Consider the following 19821-nt stretch of genomic DNA (forward strand, 5'->3'; position numbering starts at 1 on the left):
ACCATGCAAGACTCCGACAAAGGCAACCCCCAGCAGCTCAACGGTCAAGGGCTGCGAGTGGGCATCGTCCAAGCCCGCTTCAATGCCGAGATGACCGGCAAATTGGCCCAAGCCTGCATGGCCGAGCTGCAACGCCACGGCGTGAGCGCGGCCGCCATTGAACACGTCACCGTGCCCGGTGCGCTGGAAGTGCCCGTGGCCCTGCAGGCCATGGCACGCACCAAGCGCCACGACGCGCTGGTGGCGCTGGGCTGCATCATCCGCGGTGAAACCTACCACTTCGAGCTGGTGGCCAACGAGAGCGGCGCGGGCGTGACCCGGCTCTCACTGGACCACCACATCCCCATTGCCAACGCCATCCTGACCGTCGAAAACGAAGCCCAAGCCTGGGCCCGTGTCGAGGAGAAGGGGCGCGATGCAGCCCAAGTCGCCATTGAAATGGCGCAGTTGTTGAAAGCACTACAGTGAGTACCTCCCCAGCTTCTCCCAAGTCCAAGCAGCCCGGCGCCAAGCGCCCTGGGGCCAAATCGGCACGCCGCCGCTCGCGCGAAGCGGCCCTGCAAGGGCTCTACCAGTGGCTCTTGACGGGTGAGGACATCGGCGCGGTGGACGCCCACACGCGCGAGCAAGAAGGCTTTGCCCGCTGCGACCAAGCCCACTACGACGCCATCCTGCACGGCGTGGTCAACGAAGCCGCTGACCTCGACGCAGTGCTGGGCCGCCACACCGACCGCAAGACCACCGAGCTCTCCCCCATCGAGCACGCCATCTTGCTGCTGGGTGCTTACGAGCTGAAGTACTGCGTGGACATTCCCTACCGAGTGGCCATCAATGAGGCGCTGGAGCTGGCCAAGTCGTTTGGCGGCACCGACGGGCACAAATACGTCAACGGCGTGCTGGACCGCGCCGCCATCGACCTGCGCCCCCAAGAAGTGCAAGCCGCCCGTCAAGACCGTCGTTGAGCCCCTGCCCCGCCCGCACTCATGAGCAGTGAACTGACCGTCCCACCCAGCACGCCTTTCAGCCACGAGCTGCGCATTTATTGGGAAGACACCGACGCCGGTGGCGTGGTGTTTTATGCCAATTACCTGAAGTTCCTAGAACGCGCCCGCACCGAATGGCTGCGCCAGCTGGGCTTTGAGCAAGAGCGCATGCGCCGCGAGCAGGGCTTGCTGTTTGTGGTGAGCGAAACCCAGATGCGCTACCTGGCGCCCGCGCGGCTGGACGACTGGCTGCGCATCACCGTCGTGCCCAGCCAAATCGGGCGCGCCAGCCTGGTGGTGACGCAGCAAGCCTGGCGCGGCGAGCAGTTGCTGACCGAGGGCAGCATACGCATTGGCTGTGTCAGCGCGCAGGAGCTGCGCCCGGCACGCATCCCCGCAGACATCCTGCGAACATTGGGCGGCTGAGCGCTGCGGCGCTTGGCCTGGCAGGGCCCCGGCTTTGGGGCTTGCCAGCCGCACGATCTTCTTTTGAACTCTCTGACCCGAGCGCGAACCGGCCACCATGAACCAAGACCTCTCGATCATCAACCTCATTGCCCAAGCCAGTCTGGTGGTTCAGCTGGTCATGGCCGCGCTGCTGCTGGTGTCGCTGGCCAGCTGGAGCGTCATCTTCAACAAGTTCTTTGCGCTGTCGCGTCTGCAGTCGCGCAACGAGGCTTTTGAGCAGGAGTTCTGGTCCGGCCGCAACCTCAACGAGCTCTACAACGGCGTCAGCGCCAAGCAGGAAACGGCGCCGCTGGAGCGCATTTTTGCCTCCGGCATGCGCGAGTTTCTGAAGCTGCGCGAGCGCCGCATGGCCGACCCCGGCGCGCTGCTGGACGGCGCACGCCGCGCCATGCGCGCGAGCTTCCAGCGCGAGCTCGACGCCATGGAGTCCCACCTCTCCTTCCTGGCCTCGGTGGGTTCGGTGTCGCCCTACGTGGGCTTGTTCGGCACCATCTGGGGCATCATGCACGCCTTTGTGGGCCTCTCGAACCTGCAGCAAGTCACCCTGGCCACGGTGGCGCCTGGCATTGCTGAAGCCCTGGTGGCCACGGCCATTGGCCTCTTTGCCGCCATTCCTGCCGTGCTGGCCTACAACCGCTTTGCGCGGCAAATCGACCGCAGCGCCATCACGCTGGAGACCTTTATCGAAGAGTTCTCCAACATCCTGCAGCGCAACGCCACGCAGCCTGGCTCCACCAACGCCTGAGGGAGTCCAACCATGGCCGCCATTGCCTCCCGCGGACGGGGTCGCCGCCGCACCATCAACGAGATCAATATGGTGCCCTTCATCGACGTGATGCTGGTGCTGTTGATCATCTTCATGGTCAGCGCGCCGCTCATCACCACCGGCGTGGTGGACCTGCCCAGCGTGGGTGCGAGCCGCCAGCAGCCCAAGCAGGTGATTCAAGTCATCGTGGCCGAAGACGAAAGCCTCAAGCTGAAAATCGACGGCGGCGAGCAAAAAGGCCTCACCCATGCCGATTTGGCCGCCGCAGTGCGCCAGGCCCAGGGTGGCGATGCGCAAGTGCCCGTGGTCATTTCGGCCGACCGCAAAGTGCGCTACGAAGCCGTGGTGAAAACCATGGACGTGCTGCAGCGCGCCGGCGTGCTGCGCGTGGGCCTGGCGGTGAAGAACGCAGCGGCACAACCCTGACCCACGCGCCATGAGTGCTCTGGCCTCGGCCTCTCCACTGGATCTCGATGCCCTGCGCCCGCCCGCGCAGCGTGGCATGGCGCGCGGCATTGCTTTTGCGCTGGGTGCTCACTTGGCGCTGGTTTTGGCCCTGTCCGTGGCCACGCACTGGCACAGCCAGCCCGTGGTGGCGCTGGAAGCCGAGCTGTGGGCCAGTGTGCCCGTGGCGGCCGCACCGCGTGCGCAGGAACCGCCCCCGCCAGAGCCTGCGGCCGAAACCCCGAAGCCCAAGCCCGCCCCGGAGCCCGAGCCCCAGCAGCTTGAGCAAGAACAGCGCGAGGCCGAAATCGCCCTGGCCAAGGCCCGCGAGCAAGAGCGCAAAAAGGAAGCCGAACGCCTGCGGGCCGAGCGCCAAAAACGCGAGAAGCTGGCGCAAGAAAAGGCCGAGCGCGAGCAGCGTGAACGCGCGGAACAAGAAGCGCGCGACAAGAAAGCCCTGGCCGAGCAACGCCAACGCCAGGCCGAGCAAGACCGCCAAGCCAAAGCGCGCAAAGACGCCGAGAACCGCGAGGCCGCGCAGCGCGAAGCCCTGCGCCAGGAACACCTCAAGCGCATCCAAGGCCTGGCCGGAGCCTCGGGCGGTGCGGAAGCCAGCGGCACAGCGCTCAAGAGCGCAGGGCCCTCGTCCAACTACGCCGGGCGCATCAAGGCACGCATCAAACCCAACATCGTCTACGTCGTGGGTGCCACCAACCCAGAGGCGGTGGTGGCCTTGCGCATGGCGCCCGACGGCACCATCGTCGACAGCCGCTTGATCAAGTCCAGCGGCGACAGCGAGTGGGACCGCGCCGTGCTGCGCGCCATCACCAAGACCGAGGTCTTGCCCCGCGACACCGACGGCCGGGTGCCCGCGCAGCTGGAAATCGCCTTCCGCCCGCGCGAGCTCTAAGCCCGCCTCTCAGCGCGGCGCGAGCTTGAGCCCCAGGCGCTGGCACAGCAGCGCATCCACGGCATAGCGCCCGCTGCCCCACAGAAGCAGCACCATCAGTTGCAGGCCCCAGCGCAAGTGCTGCTCTTGCGCCGCAGGCGCTATGGTGCTGAGGCTGAGCACAGCCACCACATTCACCACGCTCAGGCCCAGCGCCCCCAAACGCCCCGCCACCCCAAAGGCCAAAAGCACGGGCAGCAGCAGCTCGCCGCCAGTGCCCAGCCAAGCCGCCAGCTCGGGCGGCAGCAAGGGCACTCGGTATTCCTCGGTGAAGAGCAGCTGGGTGGTGGACCAATCCTGAATCTTGGTCAGCCCCGAGCGCCAAAACACCCAGGCCACATCAAGCCTGGCCGCCAGCAGCGCCAGGTCTTGAGCCGCTTGCAGCGGGCGCTCCAGTGCCGAGCGCGTGGCGCACAGCCATGCCACTGCGCGCTGCAAAGCAGGCCGGGTCTCTGTGGCCGCAACGGCCTTGAGCCTATTCCTCATGTTGATCTCCCACCCCATCGGGCCTAAAGCCCCACACCCAGGCCTGTGCGCTGGCCCATTGCCACCAAGCTGGCAGCAGTGCCAAGGCTGCCTGGCCCGCGGTGCTTTCGGGATGCAGCGCCGACAGGGCCTCGCCCAAGCACTGCCCAGCTTGCAAAGCCTCCAGCCACGACCCCAAAGCGGCAGGCAGCGGCGCCACACACACCTCGGCTGAAGGCGCACGCCACACGGCCAGATGCAGTGCGGGCGCGAGCTCTGGGCGCTCAAGGCCGCTGCACCACGGCAAACCCGGCGGGGCTTGCAGCCAGTGGCTCAGCACCGTGTCCGCAGGCGCTTGCGGCCACGCGCCCCAATGCCCCAGCACACCCTCGGGCAAGGCAAGAAAGCGCAGATGCGGCGCCAAACGCAGGCGCCAGGCCAGCCAGTCCTCCGCACCTTGGCTCATGGCAGCCCACAGCTGCTGCAGCTCGGCCGGGTTCTGGCCCAGATGGGGCAGACGCTCGGCAGCTTGCACCCAGCCCTCCAGCTGCGCCAGCAGCGCCCAGGCCTGAGCTTGCTCGCTTGGCACCGCCGCCAGCCAGCGCTGCAGCGGGCCGCACCATGTGTCCACATCGCCTTGCGAGGGCCCGTCTTCGCGCCAGGCCTGCCAGGCCATGCGCGCAAAGCTGCCGGGCTCCTGCGCCTCCATCAAGCCCATCAGCACGGGGTGGCGCTGCGCGAGCACTCGTTGCGCCAGCACGGCGGCATGCTGGCGGTAGGCCAAAAGCGCGCGCGGGGCCGCACCACGCACACCACGCCGGGCCTGCCAGCTCGCAGGCAAATCGGCCTGGCTTTGGCGCAGGGCTTGCAGCAGCTGGCGCTGGCCTTGCGGCCAAGTGCTGGTGCTGGCGTCGGTGCTGGGCGATGGAGACTCTGCATGCGCCAGCACCAAGCCCTTGGGCGGCGCGGTTTGAGGAAGATCGTTCTGGACTGCTTGTTGGTGCTGCCGCGCCAAGCGCACCTGCTCCAGCAGCACGGACAGCTCGGGAATGTTGTTGTCCCACTCGATCAAAGTGGGGCGCGGGCCGATGCGCCGCAGCGCATGGCGGTAGAGCGCCCACACGGGCTCGGGCACGGCGCTGCCGTGATCGTCCACCACCAGGTCCGGTCCAGCGCTGTGGCCCGCCAGGTGGTACTGGCCCACATGCTGCGGCTCGATGGCCTCAATCCACGCACGGCAATAGGCCAGAGCATCCGGCTGGGCCAAGCCGTCGTTGAGGGCGTTGACCAGCAGGTTGTTGAGGTCCAGCAAGAGGCCACAGCCTTCTTGGGCGCAGAGCCGGTTGAAGAACTCGGGCTCGGCCAGCTCGGGCTCCTCACCCTGCCATTGCAAATAATTGCTGAGGTTTTCCAGCAGCAGCGCTCGACCCAAGCGGTGCTGGGCCTGCGCCACCTGAGCGGCGAGATGCGCCAGGGCCGAAGCACTCCAGGGTAGCGGCAGCAGGTCGTGCGCATGGTGCCAGCGCCCACCCCAGTGCGCACGCGTAAAACATGCGTGCTCGGACAGCAGCGCCGGGCTGATGTCCTGCACCAGATCGCGCAGTTGGGCGAGGTGCTCTGCGTCCAGCGCCCCTGCCGAGCCCAAGCCCAGCCCCACGCCGTGCAAAGAAATGGGCCGCTGCTGCGCCATGTCTTGCAGCAGCACGCGCGAGGCACTGGCCGGAGCCAGAAAGTTCTCGCTGTGGACTTCAAGAAAATCAATCTGCTCGCGCCAATGCGCGGCGTTCATGAGCACCTGGTAGTGCGGTTGGCGCCACCCCAGCCCAACGGCCGAGGGCGCCAACCCAGCACAAGGCGCTGCGGCTGGGGCAGCGCACATGGCTTACTTCTTGGTGTCGGCCATCTTGGCCTTGACTTCCTCGGCCGTCATGCCGCCCTTGGCCTTGCACTCACCCTTGGGCACGTACTTCCACTCATCGGGCAGCATGTCGGCCTTGGCTTGGCCCGCGCAGGAATGGCTGCCACCGAGGCTGGCGCAATCGTTTTGCCCGGCTTTGGCAACGCCGTAGCACTTTTCCTTGCTCATCTTGTCCTGGGCCTGCGAATGCTGAGCCAAGCCCAGCGCCAGCGATGCGGCCAAGGCCGAGCCAATCCATGCAACACGTTGATTCATAAGAGTCCTCCGATGCAGTTCAACCCAACCCCCTTGGCTGGGTTGTAGCTAAGTCGAAGAACCGGGTCCAAACCTTACACTGGCCCGCACATGAGCACCCCCAACCCCACCGACATCCAATCGCAGCTGCACCGGCTGCGCCCTGAGTTGCTGCGCTACGCACGGCTGCAGCTGCGCAACGACGCGTGGGCCGAGGACGTGGTCTCCGAGACCCTGCTCGCCGCGCTGGAAGCGCCACAGCGCTTTGAAGGGCGCTCGCAGCTCAAGTCCTGGCTGGTGGGCATCCTCAAGCACAAGCTGGTGGACCAGCTGCGCCGCCAGCGGCGCGAAGTCGCACTGCCCAGCGATGAAGACGACGAGGCGCTGGAGCAATTGCTCTTCACCGCCCAGGGCCGCTGGATCAACCCGCCCATAGATTGGGGCGACCAGCCCGAGCAAGCCCTGCAGCAAGTGGACTTTCTGCGCGTGCTCGAAGCCTGTGTGGAGCTGCTGCCCGCACAGCAAGGCCGCGTCTTCATGATGCGCGAATGGCTGGACCTCGACAGCGCCGAGATTTGCAAAGAGCTGGCCATGAGCAGCAGCAACTTCTTTGTCTGCCTGCACCGCGCCCGGCTGCGGCTGCGCGAATGCCTGCAACAGCGCTGGTTTGACACCCCCCTGGAGCAGCCATGCTGAAGTTACCCAACTGCAAGGAAGTGGCCCTGGCCCTGCTCCAGGCGCGGGACAATGGCGGCCACCCGCTGCCCTGGCGCCAGCGCCTGCATTTGCGCATTTGCCGCGCCTGTGCGGCCTTTGGGCGTCAAGTCCGACTGCTGGACCGCGCCGGTGCGGCCTGGCGGCACTACAGCGAAACCGACACCCCCGACCCCGGCGCATCCGCGCCCAAGCAGAAGTAAGTCATGAAACTCGCCACCTGGAATGTGAACTCGCTGGCCGTGCGCCTGCCCCAGCTGCTGGACTGGTTAGCCCAGCACCCCATGGACGCCTTGGTGCTGCAAGAAACCAAGCTCACCGACGACAAATTCCCCGTGGCCGAGATCAACGCCGCAGGCTATCAGGTGCAATGGTTTGGCCAGAAGACCTACAACGGCGTGGCGCTGATCAGCCGCCAGGCGGCCACGGACGTGGTCAAAAACATCCCCGGCTTTGAAGACCCGCAAGCCCGGGTGATTGCTGGCACAGTCGGCGGCGTGCGTGTGGTCGGTGGTTACTTCCCCAACGGCCAAGCTCCTGACAGCGAGAAGTTCGTCTACAAAATGGCCTGGCTCGACGCGCTGCGCACCTGGCTGGCGCAAGAGCTGGCGCAGCACCCCCAGCTGGTGCTGATGGGCGACTTCAACATCGCCCCCGAAGACCGCGATGTCCACGACCCCGTGGCCTGGGCCGGGCAAATCCACTGCACACCGCAAGAACGCGAACACTTCCAGCAGCTGCTGCAGCTGGGCCTGCACGACGCCTTCAGGCTTTTTGAGCAAGCGCCCAAGAGCTGGAGCTGGTGGGACTATCGCAACCTGGCCTTCCGCAAAAACCAGGGCTTGCGCATCGACCACATCCTGGTCTCGCAGCCCCTGCGCGAACGTGTGCTGGGCTGCAGCATCGACAAAGCACCGCGCCGCAACGAGCGCCCTAGCGACCACACACCCGTGGTGGTCGAGCTATCAGAGGGCTGATTCCGGTTTTGTTCAGGGCTTGGGCAGGGTGAGAGCACCCCCTGACCCACGGGAGAATGCTGTCCCCAGCGTGAGCTTTCTCACACATGGCGAGGCACCCTCATTCCCGCTTGATGTGAATCAAGCCGAAAGAGGCGGCGTGTACGCGGTGGTGATTCAGGGTGACCGCCCGCTTGACCACTTGCCAAGCACCTTCCGACCAACATCCCTGAACCTGAACCCACCATGCGTCTGAATCTGCCTGTTGTAGATCAGGAGTACCCCTTTCCGAGCGGCGAGTCTTTGGTGTCCACCACCGATTTGCAAGGCCGCATCCTGCACTGCAACAGTGCATTTGTTGAGGTCAGTGGCTACAGCCGAGAGGAGTTGATGGGCCAGCCCCACAACCTCATACGCCACCCAGACATGCCCCCCGAGGCTTTTGCCGATATGTGGCAAACCATTGCCAGCGGCAGCCCCTGGTTGGGCTTGGTGAAAAACCGCCGCAAGGACGGCAGCCACTACTGGGTGCAGGCCAATGTGACGCCGCTGATGGATGGCGACAGCCCCGTGGGCTATATGTCCGTGCGTACCGAACCCAGCCGCGAGCAAGTTCAGGCCGCCCAGGCGCTTTATGAGCAAATGCGCCATGCACCTGGCAGCATTGCGCTGCGCGCAGGGCGTGTGCAGCCGCGGGGTCTGGCGCGCGTGGCCGCTCTTTGGCCACGCCTCAACCCCCTGTCCTCACTGGCCCTGTTTGCGCTACTCATGGGCATTTGGGCGCTGCCAGCCAGCTGGAGCTGGGCGGCGCCACTGGCCGCCCTCGTGGCCGCGTTGGGCTACAACGCCGCGCTCACCCGGCACGAAGCGCAAGGGCTGCGGCGCATCTGCGGTTTTGCCAACCGTCTTGCCGCCGGGGACCTCAGCAGCCAAGTGCCCGTCAGCGGCAACTTGTTGCTGCGCCCGCTCGAAGGTGCGCTGAGCCAGCTCAGCGTGAACATGCGCGCACTGGTGTCTGACACCCAACAAGAGCTGCAGCGCATGATGAGCGTCAGCCAAGACCTCAGCCAAGGCAACCAAGACTTGGCTGCGCGCACCGAGGCGCAGTCCGCCAGCCTGGAGCAAACCGCGGCCAGCACGCATCAGATTCAGGCCACGGCCAGCCAAAACACCGAGACCACCATGCAGGCCGTGAGCTCGGCCGAGCGCGTCAGCAGCATGGCCAAAGAGGGCGCCGATGTGGTGGCCAGCGTGCATGAAACCATGGCGCAAATTGCCAAGGTTTCTGACCGCATTGCCGACATCAGCCAGACCATCGACGGCATTGCCTTCCAGACCAATCTGCTGGCGCTCAACGCCGCGGTAGAGGCCGCGCGGGCGGGCGACCATGGCAAGGGCTTTGCCGTGGTGGCCAGCGAGGTGCGCGCGCTGTCCCAGCGCTGCTCCACCGCTGCGCGGGAAATTCGCCAGCTCACACAGCGCTCGACCGCGCAAATGCAGCACGGCACCTCACAGGCCGAGCAGGCTCGCTCGCAGATGAGTGACACCTTGGGCTCGGTGCAGCACATCAACAGCTTGCTGTGCGCCATCCAAAGCACGGCGCGCGAGCAGCTCAGTGGCGTGTCGCAAATCCACGAGGCGATTTGCCAGATGGACGGCATCACGCAGCAAAACGCGGGCTTGGTGGACAAACTCGCTGACGCCGCAGTGCAGCTCTCCGACCACGCGCAGTCCGTGCAGGCCTCGCTGGCTGTGTTCAAGCTGGGTGCGCGGCAGCAGTCACTCGGCGATGCTGTGGCGCTGCGCCGTCAGGCCAAAGCCAAGCAGCTGGCTGAAGCAGCCTGAACCCACAAGAGCGGCGCCTCTAGCCGTCTGCCGCGGGAGCCCCGGGCAGGCGGCTGATCATGACCTGGTCCACACGGTGGCTGTCCACGTCCACCACCTCAAAGCGCCAACCCGCCCACTCCACATGGTCGGTGCGCTTTGGAATGCGGCGCAGCATCACCATCAAAAAGCCCGCCAGCGTGTCGTACTGGCCGGAGTGCGGCAGCTCGTCGAGGTTGAGCGCGCGCAACAAATCGGGCACCGGCGTGATGCCGTCGGCCAGCAGGCTGCCGTCTTCACGCCGGATGATGCTTTGCTCTTCATCGTCCGTGGCCAGCATGCTGCCCATGACGGTGCTCATGACGTCGTTGAGCGTGATCACACCCACCACCAGGCTGTATTCGTTGACGATGACGGCAAAGTCCTCGTGCGCCTGCCTGAACTGCGTCAGCACCTCGGCCAGGGTCAGCCGGTCGGGCACGATGAGCACTTTCTTCACCAGCCCCGTGTCTTGCGCCAAGCGTATGGGCTGTGCCGTGAGCACGCGCTGGAACAAATCGGTGGCGTCTACATAACCCACCACGTCGTCAATGCCGTCTTTGCAGACCAAATAAGTGCTGTGCGGAGCCTCGGCCACACGCACGCGCACCAGGGCGTCATCGTCATCCAGGGTCAGAAAGACAATGCGCTCGCGCGAGGTCATGGCGCTCTCGACGGTGCGCGTCTCGAGCTCGAAGACGTTTTCAATCACCTGCTGCTCGGCCTGCGCCACCACACCGGCCTGCTGCCCGGCCTCGGCCAGCGCCAGGATGTCGGCGTGCGTAATGGTGTTGTCCGGCCGCACCGGGCGGCCCAGCAGGCGCAGCAGCGCGTCCACCAGCGCATTGAAGCCCCAGGCCAAGGGTTTGAGCAGCAGCGTCAGCCACTGCATGGGGCCGATGAGCACCATGGCCACGCGCTCGGGCTCGTTCATGGAAAGGCGCTTGGGCAGCAAATCCGCCAGCACCGTGAACAGGGCGGTGACGCAGAAGAAGGACAGCACAAAGCCCCAGCGCTGCGCCGCGGCGTCGTCCCAAATCAAGCGCAGCAAGTCTTCGAAGTGCGGGCTGAGCGCGCCCTCGCCCACCACACCGGCCAAGATGGCCAGGGTGTTCACGCCGATCTGCACCACGGTGAAGTAGTAGCCCGGTTGCTCCTGCACCTTCAAGACGGCCAGGGCGCGGGCGTCACCTTCGTCAGCCAGCTGGCGCAGGCGCAGACGCCGCGAAGCCGCCAGAGACAACTCAGCCATGGAGAAGAAAGCGCTGGCGGCAATCAGCAAGCCGATCAAAAACAGGCTGGTGCTCACGCGGGCTCCTTCACGGGCATGGGCGCAAATCGGGCCTCAGCTGAACAAGCGCCTCGCCGCGGACGAGCCCGCTGCCAGGTCGCGCGAGGCCAGGGCTTTGTAGAGGGTGCTGAGTTCCTGCCCAATCGACTGGAAGGCGTGCAGGTTCAGCACCTGACCTCTATCGTCGCAGACATCGGCCTCGAAGTCGCGCGCCAGGCCGCGCGAGGCCTCTTGCCAGGCGGCAAAGGGCTCCAGAGCTTCCGGCGTTTGCTGCACATCCAGCGCCAGGGTCAGCTCGCGCACCACCACGTTTTGAGCCTCGTCGGCCATGGCGGCCTGGGCGTCGTAGCTCAGCGTCAGCACCGGCGGCGCGCCTTCTTCAGACGAAGGCAGCACCAAACGCCCGGGCAGTGCCCCGGCCGTAAAGCCATGGCGCGCGGCGATTTGATGCACAAAGCCCGGCGTCCACGCCGCACCGCGTGCGCGCAGCACGATGGCCAGCTGCGCGTCATGCCCGGCGGCGAATTGGTCCAGCTCGCGCGCACGTGCCACCACATCGAGCATGTCCGGGAACTCCGGCAGCGCGTTGATGCCATCGGCAAACGCCTGCACCTTGTGCACGAACTCGGAGTACTCGATCTCATTGAGCGCCCCGGCACGGTTGGCCAGCTGTACTGCCGCTTGGAACTCGCTATAGCGCTGGCCGGGCTGGGGCAGCTCCCACTCGCCGGTCTCGCTGTTGATGGCCTCGATGTGCAGCGGCTTGGTACCGGCGCGCCAGCTGCCGGGCAGGTGCGCCAGCGCCAGCTCGGCACTGACCAGGGTGTCGGGGCGGATGGTGGCAATGGCGTCGATCAAGGCGTCAATACGCACCGAAGGCTTGCTGGGCTTGCGCACCAGGGTCTGGCCCGGCGTGCCCGGCGCGAACTCCATGGGCAGGGTGTCGCCCTCTTGTGTGCCCTCAGCCGCGCCCTGCCCCAGGCTGGGTTCCTGGCGTTGCTCGCGCGGCAGCACCGGCGCTTGGCGCGGGCCCGCGCGGCGCGCCTGCCACCAACCGTGCACCACCACACCCACCAAAACCACGGCACCGGTCAGCGCCAGCAAACTCGTCAGATTCCATTCCATCGTCATTTCCTCAGCTCTCGCTCATGGCCAGTGCGGACTCCATGTCCACCGCCACGATGCGTGAGACCCCCTGTTCCTGCATGGTCACGCCAATCAATTGCTTGGCCATTTCCATGGCAATTTTGTTGTGCGAGATGAAGAGGAACTGCGTCACCTCACTCATCTGCGTTACCAGCTTGGCGTAGCGCTCGGTGTTGGCATCGTCCAGCGGCGCGTCCACCTCGTCGAGCAGGCAAAACGGCGCGGGATTGAGCTGGAAGATGGCAAACACCAACGCAATGGCCGTGAGCGCTTTCTCGCCGCCCGACAGCAGGTGAATGGTGCTGTTCTTCTTGCCCGGGGGCTGCGCCATGACCTGCACGCCAGCGTCCAGAATTTCGTCGCCCGTCATCACCAGCTTGGCCTGCCCGCCGCCAAAGAGGCTGGGGAACATGCGGCCGAAGTGATCGTTGACCTGCGCAAAGGTGTTCCCGAGCAAATCACGCGTCTCCAAGTCGATGCGCCGTATGGCGTCTTCCAGCGTGCCAATGGCGTGCGTGAGGTCGCTGTACTGGGCGTCCAAAAACTGCTTGCGCTCGCGCGCCGCGCCCAGCTCTTCCAGTGCTGCCAGGTTGACGGCACCGAGCTGCGCGATCTCGCGGTTGATGCGGTCGATCTCGGTTTGCAGGCCCCAGAGCTTGACGTCTTGCGCCGCAATACCGGCCTCGAGCACCTGCAGGTCCACGCCCGCGGCTTGGAGCTGGTCCAGGTACTGCTGGCCGCCGAGCTGCGCGGCCTGCTCGTCGAGCTGCAGCTGCGAGATGGCCGCGCGCAGCGGCTCCAGCGCACGCTCCAGCGTGAGCCGCTGTTCCTCGCCGCGCTTGAGGCGCAGGCTCAAGTCGTCGTAGTTCTGGCGCACCTGGCTCAGGGCTTGCTCGCGCTGGGTCTTGAGCTCCAGCGCCTCTTGCAAACCGGCCTGTGCGGCCGCGTCGTCCAGCTCGGCCTGCTCTTGCTGCATCTGCGCCACGCCCTGCTGGCCCAGCTCGATTTGCTGGCGCGCCGTCTCGATGGTGCGTTCCATTTCGCTGCGCCGCGCTTGCAGGCTGCGGGCATTGAAGTGGGCTTCCTGGGCGCGACGCTCCAGGCCGCGCTGCTGCTCGCGCGCATCGTTGAGCCGCCGCTCGGTGTCCAGCACCGCGTCTTCCAGCTCAGCGTGGCGCTCCTGGGTGTTGGCCAGCTGCATGTCCAGCTCCTCAAAGCGAGCCTCGCCCTCGGCGCGGCGTTCTTGCAGGAACTGCAGCTGCGCATCCAGCTCACCGAGCTCTTCTTCGAGCTGGCGGTGGCGCGCGCGCGCTGTCTCGCTCAGCTGCGACTGGCGCAGCAGCTCCACGTGTAAGCGGTGGGCGCGCTCTTGCGCCTCGCTGGCCTGGCGGCGCTGGGCGTTTTGGCGCTGGGTGATGTCGGCGTAGGCGGCCTCGGCGCGCACGGCCTGGCTGCGGGCTTCATCGCTGATGAGCGACTGCGCACGCTGCTGCAAGTCCAGCTGCTCGATTTCCTGAGCCCGCGCCAGCAGGCCTGCGGTCTCGGAGTCCGGCGCATAAAAGCTCACCGCATGGGCGCCCACGGCATGGCCCTGGCGCGTCATGATGAGTTCGCCGTGGCGCAGTTGCGGGCGCTGCAGCAGCGCTTGCTCCAGCGAGTCAGCGGTGTAAATGCCTTCGAGCCAATCGCTCAAGAGCGCCTTCAAATGCCCGCTTGGCGCCGACAGCGGTGCAGACTCGGTGTCGAATTTGAGCAAGTCCAGCAGCGCGGGCAAGGCGTGCGCCTTGGGCGGCTCGGCCTGCTGGGGCAGCGCGTAAAAAGCCAGGCGCGCTGGGGGCGCATCCTGCGCAAAGGCCTGCACGGTTTCGAGCCGGCCCACGGCCAACGCGCCCATGCGCTCCCTCAGCGCGGCCTCCAGTGCTGCTTCCCAGCCCGGCGTGATGTGTAGCTGGCGCCACAGCGGCTGCAGCTGCTGCAAGCCGTGTTTGGCCAGCCAGGGCTGGAGCTTGCCCTCGGTTTGCACGCGCTCTTGCAGGGCACGCAAGGCGCTGACTCGCGCGCTGATGTCGGTGAGCGTGGCGCTTTGCAGCTGCGCGTCGCGCTGGGCCTGTTGGCGCAGCAGGTCGGCCTGGGCGGCCTGCTCGGTCAGCTCGGCCAGCTGGGCTTGCGAGAGTTCCAGCTGCGCATCGGCCTCCTCGCAGTCGCTGCGCAGCTGCGCCAGCACAGCGTCGTCGGGCGCACTCAGGGCGGAGCGCTCTTGCGCAAAGCGCTCGCGGCGCAGCTGCAGGCTGCGCTGTTGCTCGTCCAGGCTGCGGCTCTCGGCGGCCAGCACCTGAATCTGCTGCTGCACCTGGGTGACTTGCGCTCGCTGCTCGGTGCTGCGTTGCTGAGCCTGGCGCAGTTGTTCTTCAAGCTCGGGCAAGCGCAGCGCTTGCTCCTGGGCTTGGGCTTCCAGCACTTCGCCATGCTCTTGCGCTTGTTCGAGCTGCAGGGCCAGGGCGTCGAGCTCTTCTTGCGCGGCGCGGCTGCGCTGCAGCCATTGCTCGTTTTGCGCCTGCACTTCGGCCAGACGGGTTTGCAGCCGCGACCGCCCTTCCACCACGTAGCGAATGCGCTCTTCCAAGCGGCTGACGGCCAGTTGCGCCTCGGCATAGAGGCCTTGTTCGGCGTGCAGCGCGTCACCGGCATCGAAGTGTTGCTGGCGCAGCACCTCGAGCTCGGCTTCGGTGTGGCGCAACTCAGCCAGGCGCGCTTCAAGCGCGTTGACGGCTTCCAGGTGCTCAGTCTTGACGCGCGCGGCCTCGCCCGCAGCGTCGCGGTGTTTGAGGAACCACAGCTGGTGCAGCTTGAGCGTGCCTTGGTCTTGCAGGCCCTGGTAGCGCGAGGCCACTTCGGCCTGGCGTTCGAGCTTTTCGAGCTGGGCGTTGAGCTCGCGCAGGATGTCGTCCACGCGGGTCAGGTTTTCACGCGTGTCTTTGAGCCGGTTCTCGGTCTCGCGCCGGCGCTCTTTGTACTTGGACACGCCGGCCGCTTCTTCGAGGAACATGCGCAGTTCCTCGGGCTTGGATTCAATGATGCGGCTGATGGTGCCCTGGCCGATGATGGCGTAGGCGCGCGGGCCCAGGCCGGTGCCGAGGAACACGTCTTGCACGTCACGCCGACGCACAGGCTGGTTGTTGATGTAGTAGCTGCTGGTGCCGTCGCGCGTGAGCACGCGCTTCACCGCGATTTCGCCAAACTGGTTCCACTGCCCACCGGCGCGCGCGCTGCTGTTGTCAAACACCAGCTCCACGCTGGCACGGCTGGCGGGCTTGCGGTTGCCGCTGCCGTTGAAGATCACGTCCTGCATGGACTCGCCGCGCAGCTCGCTGGCCTTGCTCTCGCCCAAGACCCAGCGCACCGCGTCCATGATGTTGGACTTGCCGCAGCCATTGGGGCCCACCACCCCCACCAGTTGGCCGGGCAGCTGGAAATGGGTCGGCTCGGCAAACGATTTGAAGCCGGACAGCTTGATCGAGGTCAGACGCATGGGCGGGCGGGACTCCTCAGCTAAGCCTTTGATTTACTTGTAAAAACGCCCCTCAAAGGGGCGTCAGGCGGTGCCTCGATGATACCATCGCGCCCTTGTACTGCCGGGCAGGCACCCGCCGCGCCCGCCCACCCTCCAAAGCCATGAAGAAGTCTGCCTCCACCCCCACCTCCAGCAGCAGCAAAAAGAAGGCCAGCGCCGCCGCTGTGGCCGCACCGGCCATGCGCGAAATGCCGCCCAACCCGCCTTCGCGCCCGAGCAAAGAGCTGCACGTCTTCCCCAACCCCGCGCCTGAACGCGACTACCTGATCCAATTCCAGGTGCCCGAGTTCACCTGCCACTGCCCGCTGACCGGCCAGCCTGACTTTGCGCACTTCACCATCGACATGGTGGCCGACAAGCTGTGCGTGGAGCTCAAGAGCTTGAAGATGTATATGTGGAGCTTCCGCGACGAAGGGGCTTTCCACGAGAAGGTCACCAACGACATCTTGGGCAAGATCGTGGCCACCACCAAGCCGCGCTATGCCCGCATCACGGCGCGCTGGTATGTGCGCGGCGGCATCTACACCAATGTGGTGGTGGAGCACCGTGCACGTGGCTTCAAGTCCGAAAGCCTCATCCCCGCCCCGCAACTGCCCCAGGCCAGCGGCCTGCGTTGAGCGCACCACGCCACCACCTCACGCGATGAATCCACTACTCGAGCGCCTGCAGCCCTACCCGTTTGAGCGGCTCAACGCGCTGACCCGGCACATCACCCCCAACCCGGCCCTGAGCCCCATCTCGCTGGGCATGGGCGAGCCCCGCCACCCTGCACCCAAGCTGGTGGAAGACGCCTTGCTGGGCAGCCTCAGCGGCTTGTCCAGCTACCCGCCCACGGCGGGGTCGGTGCCCTTGCGCCAAGCCATGGCTGACTGGGTGCAGCGCCGCTATGGCTTGAGCCTGGATGCCGCCACGCAGGTGCTGCCGGTGAATGGATCGCGTGAGGCGCTGTTTGCGCTGGCCCAGGCCGTGGTGGATGCCAGCCGCCCCGACCCGGTGGTGGTGTGCCCCAACCCCTTCTACCAAATCTACGAAGGTGCGGCACTGCTGGCCGGTGCCACGCCCGCCTTTGCCAACTCCGACCCAGCGCGCAATTTCGCCGCGGATTGGTCGCAGATTGACGAGGCCACCTGGGCACGCACGCAGCTGCTCTACACCTGCTCACCGGGCAACCCCACAGGCGCGGTGATGCCGCTGCAAGAGTGGGCCCAGCTCTTTGAGCTGGCCGACCGCCACGACTTTGTGATTGCCTCGGACGAGTGCTACTCCGAGATCTACTTCCGCGAAGGCGCCGATGCCGCGCCGCTGTCGGCCTTGCAGGCTGCTCAGCAGCTGGGCCGGACGGACTACCGCCGCCTCATCGTCTTCACCAGCCTGTCCAAGCGCTCCAACGTGCCGGGTCTGCGCTCAGGCTTTGTGGCCGGGGATGCAGACATCGTCCGCAAGTTCCTGCTCTACCGCACCTACCACGGCAGTGCCATGAGCCCACTGGTGCAAGCCGCCTCCATCGCCGCTTGGGGTGACGAAGCCCATGTGGTGGCCAACCGCGAGGCCTACCGGCGCAAGTTCGCGCAGGTCACGCCCGTGCTGGCCGAGGTGCTGGACGTGCGCCTGCCCGATGCGGGCTTTTACCTTTGGTGCGGCATCCCGCCTGATGTCTGCGGCGGCGACGATATCGCCTTCGCTCAGGGCCTGCTCGCTCAATACAATGTGGCCGTGCTGCCGGGCAGTTTGCTGGCGCGCAGTGCGCATGGCTGCAACCCTGGCGCCGGGCGTCTGCGCTTGGCGCTGGTGGCCGAAGAGGCCGCCTGTCTGGAAGCCGCGCAGCGCATCGCAGCCTTTGTGCGCGAGGCTCGCCGCTGAGCCCGGCTCCACATCCATTCTTTGCACCGCTTCGACGAGATCCCAACATGACACAAGAACTGCAATCCCTGATCGACTTGGCCTGGGAGGGCCGTGCTTCGCTGAGCCCCAGCCAGGCCGACCCCAAGATCCGTGAGGCTGTGGACCATGTGCTGGGCGAACTCGACGCGGGCCGCCTGCGTGTGGCCCAGCGCCAGGGCGTGGGCGAGTGGACGGTTCACCAGTGGGTGAAGAAGGCCGTGCTGCTGTCCTTCCGCCTCAACGACAACCGCGCCATGGGTGCGGGTGAGCTCACCTTCTTCGACAAAGTACCCACCAAGTTTTCGGGCTGGAGCGAAGAGCAGCTGCGTGCCAGCGGCGTGCGCGTGGTGCCGCCGGCCGTGGCGCGCCGTGGCAGCTTTGTGGCGCGCAATGTGGTGCTCATGCCCTCGTACGTGAACATCGGCGCCTACGTCGATGAAGGCGCCATGGTGGACACCTGGGCCACGGTGGGCTCCTGCGCCCAGATCGGCAAGAACGTCCACCTCAGCGGCGGCGTGGGCATTGGTGGCGTGCTGGAACCCCTGCAAGCCAACCCCACCATCATTGAAGACAACTGCTTCATCGGCGCGCGCTCGGAAATCGTCGAAGGCGTGGTGGTGGAAGAGAACTCCGTCATCTCCATGGGCGTCTACATCGGCCAGAGCACGCCGATTTACGACCGCGAAGCCGACACCGTCAGCTATGGCCGCGTGCCCGCGGGCTCGGTGGTGATCAGCGGTTCGCTGCCCAAGGCCGATGGCAAGTACAGCCTCTATGCCGCCATCATTGTGAAAAAGGTCGACGCAGGCACCCGCGCCAAGACCAGCATCAACGAGCTGCTGCGCGCCTGAGCGCAGCCTGGGCTCCCCCGTTGCCCGCCACCAGCGCCACAACCGCGGGTGAGCACGGGGGCACGCGCCCCGCTGCACCAACACCCCAGCATTCACGACCAGCACACCACCCACACGGAGCAAGGGCATGAGCAGCGGAAACATGGAACGCATCCTGCGCCTGATGGCGGAAAAGGGCGCGTCGGACGCCTACCTGTCAGCCAACATGCCCGTATTGGTGCGCATCAACGGTCAGATCTTGCAGCTCTCAGACCAGGTGCTGACCCCCAGCCAACCGCGCCAGCTCATCGGAGAAGTCATCGACGCCAATCAAATGGCTGAGCTTGAGGCGCATGGCGAGTTGAATATGGCCGTGGCTATTCCCAAGGTGGGAAGCTTTCGGCTCTCGGGCTTTCGCCAGCGCGGTTCGATTGCTGCGGTCTTTCGGCACATCCCGCACGTCATTCCCTCGCTGGAAGAGCTGGGCCTGCCGCCCATATTGGGACAGTTGGTGAAGGAAAAGCGTGGGCTCATTTTGATGGTGGGCGCCACCGGCACGGGCAAGAGCACCACGCTGGCCTCCATGCTGGAGCACCGCAACAAGACCATGAGCGGGCACATTCTCACCATCGAAGACCCGGTGGAGTTCTTGTTCACCAACAAGCGCTCGCTGGTGAACCAGCGCGAGGTCGGGCGCGACACCGTCTCGCTGCAACTGGCGCTGAAAAACGCCCTGCGCCAGGCCCCGGACTGCATCTTGATTGGCGAGATCCGCGACCGCGACACCATGACCTCGGCCATTTCCTATGCGCTGTCCGGGCACTTGGTGCTGGCCACCTTGCATGGCAACAACAGCTATCACGCGCTCAATCGCATCATGTCTTTCTACCCGCCCGATGCGCGGCCAGCCATGCTCAACGACTTGGGTGCGGCGCTGCGGGCCATCGTGTCGCAGCGCTTGGTGAGCTCGCAAACGGGCCAACGCACGCCGGTGATGGAGATCTTGCTCAACACCAAGCTCATCGCCGAGTTCATTGAGCTTGGAAACTTCGCGGGCGTGAAAGAGGCCATGGAGAAATCCATCGCCGAAGGCTCTATGAGCTTTGAAGAGCACTTCGCCAGATTGATCGAGAACGGCACCATCAGCCGCGAAGAGGGCTTGGCTTACGCCGACTCGCCCACCAATCTGCTGTGGCGCTTGCAAAACGACGGACCAGGCGCCAAACCCGGTGCGGCGCGCACTGAAGACAACGCCGAGGACGAAGCCACCTTCACCTCCATCACGCTAGACGTGCATCACGACTGACATCTCTGCCGTGCCAACGATTGCCAACACTGCCCC

The 19821-nt window shown here is 65.8% G+C and carries 20 protein-coding genes; 14 read left to right on the forward strand and 6 right to left on the reverse strand.

The features are described from left to right. The first annotated feature begins 3 nt into the window (after positions 1-3). From ribH to tolA, 6 genes are all read left to right on the forward strand, one after another. The gene (ribH, locus tag ACG0Z6_RS13140) at positions 4-468 is read left to right on the forward strand and encodes a 6,7-dimethyl-8-ribityllumazine synthase (protein WP_394462124.1); all 465 of its coding nucleotides are present in this window, start codon (positions 4-6) and stop codon (positions 466-468) included. Then, positions 465-962, forward strand: a complete 498-nt coding sequence (nusB, locus tag ACG0Z6_RS13145) for a transcription antitermination factor NusB (protein WP_394462126.1) — start codon at positions 465-467, stop codon at positions 960-962. The genes ribH and nusB overlap by 4 nt, the downstream gene beginning before the upstream one ends. 21 nt (positions 963-983) lie before the next feature. Further along, a complete protein-coding gene (gene ybgC, locus ACG0Z6_RS13150; RefSeq protein WP_394462128.1) occupies positions 984-1409 on the forward strand; it encodes a tol-pal system-associated acyl-CoA thioesterase in 426 nt (141 codons plus the stop codon). 97 nt (positions 1410-1506) lie between these two features. Then, positions 1507-2196: a protein TolQ gene (gene tolQ, locus ACG0Z6_RS13155; protein WP_394462129.1), complete on the forward strand. Its 690-nt coding sequence runs from the start codon at positions 1507-1509 to the stop codon at positions 2194-2196. 12 nt (positions 2197-2208) lie between these two features. Beyond that, complete coding sequence (locus tag ACG0Z6_RS13160) at positions 2209-2643, forward strand: ExbD/TolR family protein (RefSeq protein WP_394462131.1); 435 nt, start codon at positions 2209-2211, stop codon at positions 2641-2643. Positions 2644-2653: 10 nt separating this feature from the next. Next, positions 2654-3571: a cell envelope integrity protein TolA gene (gene tolA / locus ACG0Z6_RS13165; RefSeq protein ID WP_394462133.1), complete on the forward strand. Its 918-nt coding sequence runs from the start codon at positions 2654-2656 to the stop codon at positions 3569-3571. 9 nt (positions 3572-3580) lie between these two features. Here the strand turns inward: tolA and ACG0Z6_RS13170 are convergent, their stop codons facing one another. From ACG0Z6_RS13170 to ACG0Z6_RS13180, 3 genes are read right to left on the reverse strand one after another with little or no spacing between them, the layout of a single operon-like run. Next, entirely contained in the window at positions 3581-4096 is a 516-nt protein-coding gene (locus ACG0Z6_RS13170; RefSeq protein WP_394462135.1) for a DoxX family protein, read from the reverse strand. Further along, positions 4086-5954 (reverse strand): MbnB/TglH/ChrH family RiPP precursor modification enzyme, encoded by a 1869-nt coding sequence (locus tag ACG0Z6_RS13175; protein ID WP_394462137.1) that lies wholly within the window; start codon positions 5952-5954, stop codon positions 4086-4088. The genes ACG0Z6_RS13170 and ACG0Z6_RS13175 overlap by 11 nt, the downstream gene beginning before the upstream one ends. 3 nt (positions 5955-5957) lie before the next feature. After that, positions 5958-6248 (reverse strand): BufA1 family periplasmic bufferin-type metallophore, encoded by a 291-nt coding sequence (locus ACG0Z6_RS13180; RefSeq protein WP_394462140.1) that lies wholly within the window; start codon positions 6246-6248, stop codon positions 5958-5960. Positions 6249-6338: 90 nt separating this feature from the next. On the opposite strand from ACG0Z6_RS13180, the gene ACG0Z6_RS13185 reads away from it, so the two are divergent. The 4 genes from ACG0Z6_RS13185 (at position 6339) to ACG0Z6_RS13200 (ending at position 9742) form a co-directional block, all read left to right on the forward strand. Then, positions 6339-6923 carry a sigma-70 family RNA polymerase sigma factor gene (locus ACG0Z6_RS13185; RefSeq protein WP_394462142.1) on the forward strand — a complete coding sequence of 195 codons (585 nt, stop codon included), beginning with the start codon at positions 6339-6341 and terminating at the stop codon, positions 6921-6923. Further along, complete coding sequence (locus tag ACG0Z6_RS13190; protein WP_394462144.1) at positions 6917-7144, forward strand: zf-HC2 domain-containing protein; 228 nt, start codon at positions 6917-6919, stop codon at positions 7142-7144. Before ACG0Z6_RS13185 ends, ACG0Z6_RS13190 begins: the two co-directional genes overlap by 7 nt. A gap of 3 nt (positions 7145-7147) precedes the next feature. Then, a complete protein-coding gene (gene xth / locus ACG0Z6_RS13195) occupies positions 7148-7918 on the forward strand; it encodes an exodeoxyribonuclease III (protein ID WP_394462146.1) in 771 nt (256 codons plus the stop codon). Between the two features lie 225 nt (positions 7919-8143). Continuing rightward, positions 8144-9742 (forward strand): methyl-accepting chemotaxis protein, encoded by a 1599-nt coding sequence (locus ACG0Z6_RS13200; protein WP_394462149.1) that lies wholly within the window; start codon positions 8144-8146, stop codon positions 9740-9742. A 19-nt stretch (positions 9743-9761) separates the two neighbouring features. On the opposite strand, the gene paeA is transcribed toward ACG0Z6_RS13200, so the two are convergent. From paeA to smc, 3 genes are read right to left on the reverse strand one after another with little or no spacing between them, the layout of a single operon-like run. Beyond that, entirely contained in the window at positions 9762-11069 is a 1308-nt protein-coding gene (gene paeA / locus ACG0Z6_RS13205; protein WP_394462151.1) for a polyamine export protein PaeA, read from the reverse strand. A gap of 36 nt (positions 11070-11105) precedes the next feature. Next, positions 11106-12176, reverse strand: a complete 1071-nt coding sequence (locus tag ACG0Z6_RS13210) for a cell division protein FtsZ (protein ID WP_394462153.1) — start codon at positions 12174-12176, stop codon at positions 11106-11108. Between the two features lie 10 nt (positions 12177-12186). Continuing rightward, the gene (smc, locus tag ACG0Z6_RS13215; protein ID WP_394462155.1) at positions 12187-15726 is read right to left on the reverse strand and encodes a chromosome segregation protein SMC; all 3540 of its coding nucleotides are present in this window, start codon (positions 15724-15726) and stop codon (positions 12187-12189) included. A 230-nt stretch (positions 15727-15956) separates the two neighbouring features. On the opposite strand from smc, the gene queF reads away from it, so the two are divergent. The 4 genes from queF (at position 15957) to ACG0Z6_RS13235 (ending at position 19785) form a co-directional block, all read left to right on the forward strand. Beyond that, positions 15957-16385 carry a preQ(1) synthase gene (queF, locus tag ACG0Z6_RS13220; RefSeq protein ID WP_394462852.1) on the forward strand — a complete coding sequence of 143 codons (429 nt, stop codon included), beginning with the start codon at positions 15957-15959 and terminating at the stop codon, positions 16383-16385. A 25-nt stretch (positions 16386-16410) separates the two neighbouring features. After that, the gene (gene dapC / locus ACG0Z6_RS13225) at positions 16411-17628 is read left to right on the forward strand and encodes a succinyldiaminopimelate transaminase (RefSeq protein WP_394462157.1); all 1218 of its coding nucleotides are present in this window, start codon (positions 16411-16413) and stop codon (positions 17626-17628) included. A gap of 47 nt (positions 17629-17675) precedes the next feature. Then, positions 17676-18500, forward strand: a complete 825-nt coding sequence (gene dapD, locus ACG0Z6_RS13230; protein ID WP_394462159.1) for a 2,3,4,5-tetrahydropyridine-2,6-dicarboxylate N-succinyltransferase — start codon at positions 17676-17678, stop codon at positions 18498-18500. 127 nt (positions 18501-18627) lie between these two features. After that, positions 18628-19785, forward strand: a complete 1158-nt coding sequence (locus ACG0Z6_RS13235) for a PilT/PilU family type 4a pilus ATPase (RefSeq protein WP_394462161.1) — start codon at positions 18628-18630, stop codon at positions 19783-19785. The last annotated feature ends 36 nt before the right edge of the window (positions 19786-19821 follow it).

The sequence above is a fragment of the Roseateles rivi genome (genome assembly GCF_043555845.1).
In the GTDB taxonomy this organism is placed as follows: domain Bacteria; phylum Pseudomonadota; class Gammaproteobacteria; order Burkholderiales; family Burkholderiaceae_C; genus Roseateles; species Roseateles rivi.

Excerpts from the sequence above, each read along its gene's own strand:
- ribH (WP_394462124.1), top strand. The coding sequence starts at position 4 with ATGCAAGACTCCGACAAAGGCAACCCCCAGCAGCTCAACGGTCAAGGG.
- ybgC (WP_394462128.1), top strand. The coding sequence starts at position 984 with ATGAGCAGTGAACTGACCGTCCCACCCAGCACGCCTTTCAGCCACGAG.
- tolQ (WP_394462129.1), top strand. The coding sequence starts at position 1,507 with ATGAACCAAGACCTCTCGATCATCAACCTCATTGCCCAAGCCAGTCTG.
- ACG0Z6_RS13160 (WP_394462131.1), top strand. The coding sequence starts at position 2,209 with ATGGCCGCCATTGCCTCCCGCGGACGGGGTCGCCGCCGCACCATCAAC.
- tolA (WP_394462133.1), top strand. The coding sequence starts at position 2,654 with ATGAGTGCTCTGGCCTCGGCCTCTCCACTGGATCTCGATGCCCTGCGC.
- ACG0Z6_RS13170 (WP_394462135.1), bottom strand. The coding sequence starts at position 4,096 with ATGAGGAATAGGCTCAAGGCCGTTGCGGCCACAGAGACCCGGCCTGCT.
- ACG0Z6_RS13175 (WP_394462137.1), bottom strand. The coding sequence starts at position 5,954 with ATGTGCGCTGCCCCAGCCGCAGCGCCTTGTGCTGGGTTGGCGCCCTCG.
- ACG0Z6_RS13180 (WP_394462140.1), bottom strand. The coding sequence starts at position 6,248 with ATGAATCAACGTGTTGCATGGATTGGCTCGGCCTTGGCCGCATCGCTG.
- ACG0Z6_RS13185 (WP_394462142.1), top strand. The coding sequence starts at position 6,339 with ATGAGCACCCCCAACCCCACCGACATCCAATCGCAGCTGCACCGGCTG.
- ACG0Z6_RS13190 (WP_394462144.1), top strand. The coding sequence starts at position 6,917 with ATGCTGAAGTTACCCAACTGCAAGGAAGTGGCCCTGGCCCTGCTCCAG.
- xth (WP_394462146.1), top strand. The coding sequence starts at position 7,148 with ATGAAACTCGCCACCTGGAATGTGAACTCGCTGGCCGTGCGCCTGCCC.
- ACG0Z6_RS13200 (WP_394462149.1), top strand. The coding sequence starts at position 8,144 with ATGCGTCTGAATCTGCCTGTTGTAGATCAGGAGTACCCCTTTCCGAGC.
- ACG0Z6_RS13210 (WP_394462153.1), bottom strand. The coding sequence starts at position 12,176 with ATGGAATGGAATCTGACGAGTTTGCTGGCGCTGACCGGTGCCGTGGTT.
- smc (WP_394462155.1), bottom strand. The coding sequence starts at position 15,726 with ATGCGTCTGACCTCGATCAAGCTGTCCGGCTTCAAATCGTTTGCCGAG.
- queF (WP_394462852.1), top strand. The coding sequence starts at position 15,957 with ATGCCGCCCAACCCGCCTTCGCGCCCGAGCAAAGAGCTGCACGTCTTC.
- dapC (WP_394462157.1), top strand. The coding sequence starts at position 16,411 with ATGAATCCACTACTCGAGCGCCTGCAGCCCTACCCGTTTGAGCGGCTC.
- dapD (WP_394462159.1), top strand. The coding sequence starts at position 17,676 with ATGACACAAGAACTGCAATCCCTGATCGACTTGGCCTGGGAGGGCCGT.
- ACG0Z6_RS13235 (WP_394462161.1), top strand. The coding sequence starts at position 18,628 with ATGAGCAGCGGAAACATGGAACGCATCCTGCGCCTGATGGCGGAAAAG.